At 64.4% G+C, this 6,523-nt stretch carries 9 protein-coding genes; 2 read left to right on the forward strand and 7 right to left on the reverse strand.

The window, feature by feature from the left end; all coding sequences use genetic code 11:
• Positions 1-315: 315 nt before the first annotated feature.
• The 7 genes from ABQE89_RS26140 to ABQE89_RS26170 form a co-directional block, all read right to left on the reverse strand.
• Complete coding sequence (locus tag ABQE89_RS26140; protein WP_448422121.1) at positions 316-660, reverse strand: type II toxin-antitoxin system PemK/MazF family toxin; 345 nt, start codon at positions 658-660, stop codon at positions 316-318.
• Positions 645-851, reverse strand: a complete 207-nt coding sequence (locus ABQE89_RS26145; protein WP_448422123.1) for an antitoxin MazE family protein — start codon at positions 849-851, stop codon at positions 645-647. Before ABQE89_RS26145 ends, ABQE89_RS26140 begins: the two co-directional genes overlap by 16 nt.
• A gap of 188 nt (positions 852-1,039) precedes the next feature.
• On the reverse strand, positions 1,040-1,495 hold the full coding sequence (locus ABQE89_RS26150) for a nuclear transport factor 2 family protein (RefSeq protein ID WP_448422125.1): 456 nt from the start codon (positions 1,493-1,495) through the stop codon (positions 1,040-1,042).
• Between the two features lie 77 nt (positions 1,496-1,572).
• Positions 1,573-2,307: an SDR family NAD(P)-dependent oxidoreductase gene (locus tag ABQE89_RS26155; protein WP_448422127.1), complete on the reverse strand. Its 735-nt coding sequence runs from the start codon at positions 2,305-2,307 to the stop codon at positions 1,573-1,575.
• A 52-nt stretch (positions 2,308-2,359) separates the two neighbouring features.
• Complete coding sequence (locus tag ABQE89_RS26160; RefSeq protein WP_448422129.1) at positions 2,360-2,860, reverse strand: nuclear transport factor 2-like protein; 501 nt, start codon at positions 2,858-2,860, stop codon at positions 2,360-2,362.
• Between the two features lie 32 nt (positions 2,861-2,892).
• Positions 2,893-3,837, reverse strand: a complete 945-nt coding sequence (locus ABQE89_RS26165; RefSeq protein ID WP_448422131.1) for an SDR family oxidoreductase — start codon at positions 3,835-3,837, stop codon at positions 2,893-2,895.
• 42 nt (positions 3,838-3,879) lie between these two features.
• Positions 3,880-4,512 carry an NADPH-dependent F420 reductase gene (locus ABQE89_RS26170; RefSeq protein ID WP_448422133.1) on the reverse strand — a complete coding sequence of 211 codons (633 nt, stop codon included), beginning with the start codon at positions 4,510-4,512 and terminating at the stop codon, positions 3,880-3,882.
• 94 nt (positions 4,513-4,606) lie between these two features.
• Between ABQE89_RS26170 and ABQE89_RS26175 the strand changes: the two genes are divergently transcribed.
• Together ABQE89_RS26175 and ABQE89_RS26180 are read left to right on the forward strand one after the other, a co-directional pair.
• Positions 4,607-5,086 (forward strand): MarR family winged helix-turn-helix transcriptional regulator, encoded by a 480-nt coding sequence (locus tag ABQE89_RS26175; RefSeq protein WP_448422135.1) that lies wholly within the window; start codon positions 4,607-4,609, stop codon positions 5,084-5,086.
• A gap of 403 nt (positions 5,087-5,489) precedes the next feature.
• Positions 5,490-6,523: GMC family oxidoreductase (locus ABQE89_RS26180; RefSeq protein WP_448422137.1), on the forward strand; the 1,034-nt coding region annotated here is incomplete at its 3' end.

Consider the following 6,523-nt stretch of genomic DNA (forward strand, 5'->3'; position numbering starts at 1 on the left):
CGACGCAGCACTTTGAGCCGCCGGATCGCCTCGTCGAGGGTGCCGTCGCGGTTGCAAACGCGGAGCGCATCAGGTGATTACCAGCCGTGGCGCTGAGAGATGCCTCTACACATGACGCGGCCACCCAATGCAACGGAACCAAATAGGCGGGTTACCAGTAGCCCCCGGCGTAACGGGATACCCCGTCTCATCGCGCACGTCGACCACTCCCACCCGGTGGGCTGCTCCCCCGATGCCGATGAGGCCCGGCAATGTTCGCGGGCATCGATTAGGCCGCCGGCTACCTGTGAAGTGCGCCGCTCGCCCAGTTTTCATTTATCGCGCAAGGCCAAGGAACGCCATCATTGCCCGCTCAACCTCGACGACCTGTTCCGCTGTCAGGCGGCCAAGCCGGGCATGGACGTTCGGCCTTCTGACGGTTGTGAACTGATCGATCATCACGTCGCTATCGTGATCAAGGCCGGACAGTCGACCGTCTCCACCGGCTATCCGAATGCGCATCAGCGGTCCGTCCAACAGTGTGCTGGTCATCGGAGCGACAGTCACTGAACTCGTGGCGTCAAAAAAGCCATCCTGAATGATCACTGCCGGACGCGACTTCCCCGCGTAGGCGCCCCCCGCGACGGTCCAGATCTCCCCTCGGTTCACTCCTCGTCCCACGGTGTCGAGATTGCCTCAACGAACTCTTGGTCGTCGCCGCTCTCGTCCGCTCGTGCGACCAACGAAGCCTGACGATGCGCCTCGGCCGCAAAAGTCTCGGTCCGCACATCAGGTACCCAGACCTGTAGAGGCCGGAGGCCACGCTCCCGCATCCGTTGTTGGTACTCGCCGACTCTCTCCTTCACGGTCATGCCACGATGTCACATGTAACGCGCCGTCGCAGGTGTCGGATAAGCGCCCTGCCGGGCCATGGCGCAATCTCCTGTGCAGGGCGAAACATTGACCGTGACCGCGCCTCTATCGAACTGCCAACAAGACCGCGAAACCACCGTCGCCCGTCGTCTCAAAGAGTTGGCATTCTCCTAGGTGTCCTGCCATTTCATTGAGACGGGACAGCCCCCCTCGCGGGAACTTCCCCGTCCATAAGCAGTTTCCAGGACTGCATGCCGAGGAGACGAGCGAGATGCCCCTGCATCTGGACGCCGGTCGGCAACGGGCGCCACCAGATGGTCACCTCGGCGATCTTGCCGTCCGCGTCGAGCAGGATGTAGTCCATCCCGTCGACCACGGTGTCTTCAATCTGCAGCCGAAAATACGCGGCGTGGTGCGTCTCGCCGCTGAGAACTTCCTTGTAGCTGAGGTCGGCCGCCATCGTGCCGACCGTGTGTATTGCGTCCAGGACTGCCTCGCGGCCGGTGAGTGGCTCATTGCCGAGCGGGCCGTACAGCACCACGTCCTCGGCCAGAACTCTGGAAAGAGCGTCTTTGTCTGCGCCGCCGTGCATGTAGTTGACGAAATTCTTCACCGTGTCGCGGTGCGGGGCGAACGTGGTCATGGCTACTCCTTGTGGTCTTTGTGCTTGGGATGTGTCAGACGTGATCGCGAGGGCGCAGATATGTCGTCGTCGCTCACTCAGATCACCGTGGTTCCGCCGTCGACCACCAGCTCCATGCCGTTGACATAGCTCGAGTCGTCGGACGCGAGGAACAATGCGGCGGTCGCGATCTCCTCGGGGTGGCCCATCTCTCGCCGCGGGATCACGGATTCGAACTGTGCCTTCGTTTCCTCGTCCATCACCTCCGCCAACATCGGCGAGGCGACCTGGCCGGGGGTCAGCACGTTCACCCGGATCCTTCTGTCCCTCAACTCAGACACCCACACCCGTGCGTAGGCGGGCAGTACCGCCTTGCTTCCCGCGTACACACTCCAATTCGGGTAGCCACGCAGCGATGCGTTCGACCCGGTCATGAAGATCGAGCCGCCATCGTTGAACAGCGGTAGTGCCTTCTGGACCGTGAACAACGTGCCACGCGCGTTCAGCCAGAAGGCAGCATCGAACTGCTCCTCGGTGATTTCGCCGAGGCTGCCCTGCTCCCCCGTGCCGGCACTTGCCCACAGCACGTCGATCGCACCCTTTTCCCGTTCGACGGTGTCGAACAGACGGTCCAGGTCGTCTAGGTTGGCCGAGTCTCCCTGCACGCCGGTCACGTTCCGTCCGATCTGTTCGACCGCGAGGTCTACCGCGTCCTTCCGTCGGCCCGAGATGAAGACGTGGGCTCCCTCGTCTACGAAAAACTTGGCGCCAGCCAGCGCCATACCACTTGTCGCGCCGGTGATTACCGCGACCTTGCCATCGAGCTTTCCCACGATGTCTCCATTCATCTGATGGTGCCGGTGCTATTTGCACCCGATCTGAGTTTCATACTTGCGTGTCTGGCCGGCAGTCTGCGGGATCGCAAACCTGTTGTGCCATAGCATTTTCAGTGGATACAGCCGCACTTCCATTCGTGCGCAGTTCCCAGGGTCGCATACCGATGACATCCGCGAGGTTCCGCTGCAGTGCGACGCCCGAGGGCAGCGTGCGGTAGAAGATGCTGACTTCGGCGATCTTGCCGTTCGCGTCGAGCAGGACGAAGAAGATGCCGTTGACCGCGGCGTCCCCGACTTGCAGCCGGAAGTGTGCGGCGTGGTGGGTCTCACCGCTGAGGACCTCCAGATAGGTGTCATCGGACGACAGTCTGTTGACGGTCTTGATGGTCTGTACGGCGGCCTTGCGGCCGGCGATTGGCTCATCGCCGAACGGGCCGTACAGCACCACGTCCTCGGCAAGCAGACTGGTGAGGGTGTTCTCATCGGCGCCGCCGTGAATGCAGTCGACGAAGCACTCCAAGGTGTCGCGGTGCGGGGCGAACATGGTCATGGTTCCTCCTCGTAGGGGATCTCTCGGCGCGCCTAGGCCGTCAGCCGGTTCGAGAAGTAATTGCCGTTGTCCAAATCGGCGAGCAGGCTGGGCGCAGCGGGTTCCCAGCCCAGCGTTCGGCGCGTGATGAGGTTGGACGCCGGCACGGACATCGTGACCAGATTCGTGAACATCCCGAAGTAGGCGGGCAGCATCAGCACATCGACGGGCACACTCACGGTGGGCAGGCCCAGGCGGCTGCCGATGGCCTCGGCGATGTCGCGGAACGGGATGCCCCCGTCCGCAACCGCGTGCCAACGACTGCCGGCCGAACCCTTCTCCAACGCCAAGCGAAACAAAGAGGCGACATCGCGGATGTGCACTGCGCCCCAAAGGTTCGCGCCGTCTCCGGGGTAGCCGGCGAAGCCTTTCTCCTGCGCGAGCGCGATCAGCCCTGGGAGAAACCCTGCGCGATCGGTGGTGCTGTGCGCGATGGTGGGAAGCCGCACGATCGACGACCGCACTCCCTGCTCCGCAAGACCGACGACGGCAGTCTCCACGGCGTTGCGGAACCGCAGGGTGCCTTTGTGCGCGTCGCCGCTGGGAAGCGCCGGGTCGTCCTCGGTGGCCGGTCGGTTCAGGTTTCCGGGCGCGGCAATACTGCCCGCCACAACCAGTGGCTTTCCGGTTCCTGCGAGGGCCTCGCCGTACGCGAGCATGACCGGGACCTCTGCCCCGGTCACGGCGTTGATCCCGCCGGAGGGCAGGAGATCTTGCCGGTGTGCGACGTGGATCACCCCGTCGGTGTGTTCGGCCGTCTTCTTGAGCACATCGAGATCCTCGAGGCTGCCGCGCCGCACCTTCGCGCCGAGCGCGGCCAGGGTCCTCGCCGCTGCGTCCGACCGGGCCAGGCCGGTGACCTGGTGCCCGGCGGCAATGAGTTCGGGGATGATGTACGAACCGGAATGGCCGGTCCCGCCAGTGACGAAAACATGCATGTGACTGCCCTTCTGAGAGTAGGTGGAGAGGTGCGGGTGCGATCAGCCGACGACGCTGACCCCGAGGGCGAAGTTGGTGTGCTTGACGGAGTGGGTCATGAGGCCCAGCTGCATCAGGGCGACGTTCTCCAAGGTCCGTGCCATTGCCAGCTGCCCGGTGTCCAGCGGGCGCAATCCCAAGCTTTCGACGAACTCCGACACGCGTGTCTTCGCCTGCGCGTCATCGCCGGCGATGAAGACGTCCAACCGGCGACCCTCGACTGAGCCGGCCGCCAGAACGTTGGAAAAAAGGGTGTTGAACGCCTTGACGACGTGCGCGCCGGCGGGGGCGGCTGCGGCGATCTCCTGCGCGCCGGAACTGCCCTCCGGAGTGATAAAGCCGGTGAAGTCGGGTGTGACGGGGTTGGTGATGTCAACAATGATCTTGTCCTTCAGCGCGGCTCCGTACTCGCTGACCACCGCCTTCGCGCCGGCGTACGGCATGGCGAGGACAACGATGTCCCCTGCCGGGACGGATCCGGCCGTCCCGACCGTGGCGCCGTCGAGCGCGGCGGCCAGTTCCTTGGCTTTGACCGGGTCACGGCCGATGATTTCGACTGCGTTGCCGCCCGCGAGCGCCCGGTCGGCCAACGCGCTGGCCATGTTCCCTACGCCGATGATGCTGATGCTGATCATGAGAATGCCGTTTCGGTTGACGATGAAAAGGTTGATTACTCAACCTTACGCAGCATTGGCTGACGCGTCAACCAATTGGGTAGGATGAATTTCGATGAAACCGAACTGGCTGAACGCTCGTGAGGCTCGCGCCTGGCGTGCCTTTGTGTACTCGCATCAACAGATTGAGCTCCACTTGATCCGGAGCCTGCAGAGATCGGGCCTGTCCGGGGCCGACTACGAGGTCCTGGCCGCGCTCTCGGGCCACGACGGGGACCGTATGTCCGCCCGCGACCTGGGCGAAGCCCTGAGTTGGGAGAAAAGCCGTCTCTCCCACCAGTTGCGGCGCATGCAGGCCGACGGGCTGATCAGCCGCGAGCCCAACCCCGACGACGCCCGCAGCACCATGGTCCGCCTGCTGCCCGCCGGACGCGCCGCTATCGAGAAGGCGGCTCCCGGGCACGTGGATGACGTCCGCCGGAACTTCATCGACCTCTTTACCCCGGCCGAGCTCGACACGCTCGCCACCCTCAACGAACGAATCCTGCACCACCTGGCCGAGATCGACCGCGCCGCCAGAGTCAAGCGTTCATGACCTCCCTTGTCCGTGAGCGATTCGCCCCACCTGGGTTGGTGCACCAGTGAGGCTCGTCGGATCACCCAGCCGGTGTACCCGCAGTTGCCATACTTATTGCTGCGTAACGTGATTCGGCGCTGCGCCACCTCGGCCAGTCATCGGGCGCGTCCGGCGCGCCACACAACCCTGGCTCAAGCGCGGCGAGTGGTCGCCATGCGTGAAGTAACTCCGGCGCGGCGATGATGAAGACGTGACTCAGCCTGGATACGACGTACTCGCCGAGCGTTACGCCGCGATGATGTCGGCGCCCGCTGCTCGGCGGATCGCGACAGCACGGGAATGTGCCTGTAGCGGACAGTCATCGCGCACACTGGGACACGCATCCGACAGCAATGGAGGTACGGTGCCGGAAACCAGCCCCGTGGCCGAGTTCGACTACATCATCGTCGGGGCAGGCAGCGCCGGCTGCTTGCTCGCCAACCGGCTCAGCGCCAACCCGGACCACCGCGTGCTCCTGATTGAGGCCGGCGGCAAAGACAACTGGTTCTGGATCAAGGTGCCGGTCGGCTACCTGTACACCATTGCCAACCCTCGCACCGACTGGTGCTTCACCACCGAGCCCGATCCGGGGCTGGCCGGACGCAGCATCATCTATGCGCGCGGGCGCGTGATCGGCGGCTGCTCCTCGATCAACGCCATGATCCACATGCGCGGGCAAGCAAGCGATTACGAACTGTGGGCGCACGCTACCGGCGACGAGCGCTGGCTCTGGGACGGCCCGGGCCAGACGCTGGCCATCTACAAGGAGTTGGAAGACTACTTCGGCGGCGCCGACGACTGGCACGGCACCGGTGGCGAGATTCGGGTCGAGCGGCCGCGTGTGCGGTGGAAGATCCTGGACGCCTGGCAGGCCGCGGCTGCCCAGTTGGGCATTGTGCCGATCGAGGAGTTCAACCGTGGCGACAACTCCGGAAGCGCGTACTTCCACGTCAATCAACGGCGTGGCCGACGCTGGTCGATGGCCGATGCCTTCCTACACCCGGTCACCCGCCGGCCCAACCTCACCGTCTACACCCAGACCCAGGCGTTACAGCTGCTGTTGGACGATCAGGTCCACGAGAGTCAGCGTCGTGGTGCCTGGACGACGGCGCAGCGCCGCGCCACTGGGCTTCGGCTGCTCAAAGACGGCCAGATCGTCGACGTGCGAGCCCGCCGGGAGGTGATCCTGGCCGCGGGAGCCATCGGCACGCCACATCTGATGCAGGTCTCGGGTCTGGGCCCCGCCGGGCTGCTCGCCCAACACCACGTACCGGTGGCCGTCGATCTGCCAGGGGTCGGTGAAAACCTCCAGGACCATCTGCAGCTGAGAATGGTCTACCGCGTTCAGGGCGCGCGCACCGTCAACACGCTGTACCGGAACTGGATCACCCGCGCGGGCATGGGTATTCAGTACCT

The sequence above is a fragment of the Mycolicibacterium sp. XJ1819 genome (assembly GCF_053483675.1).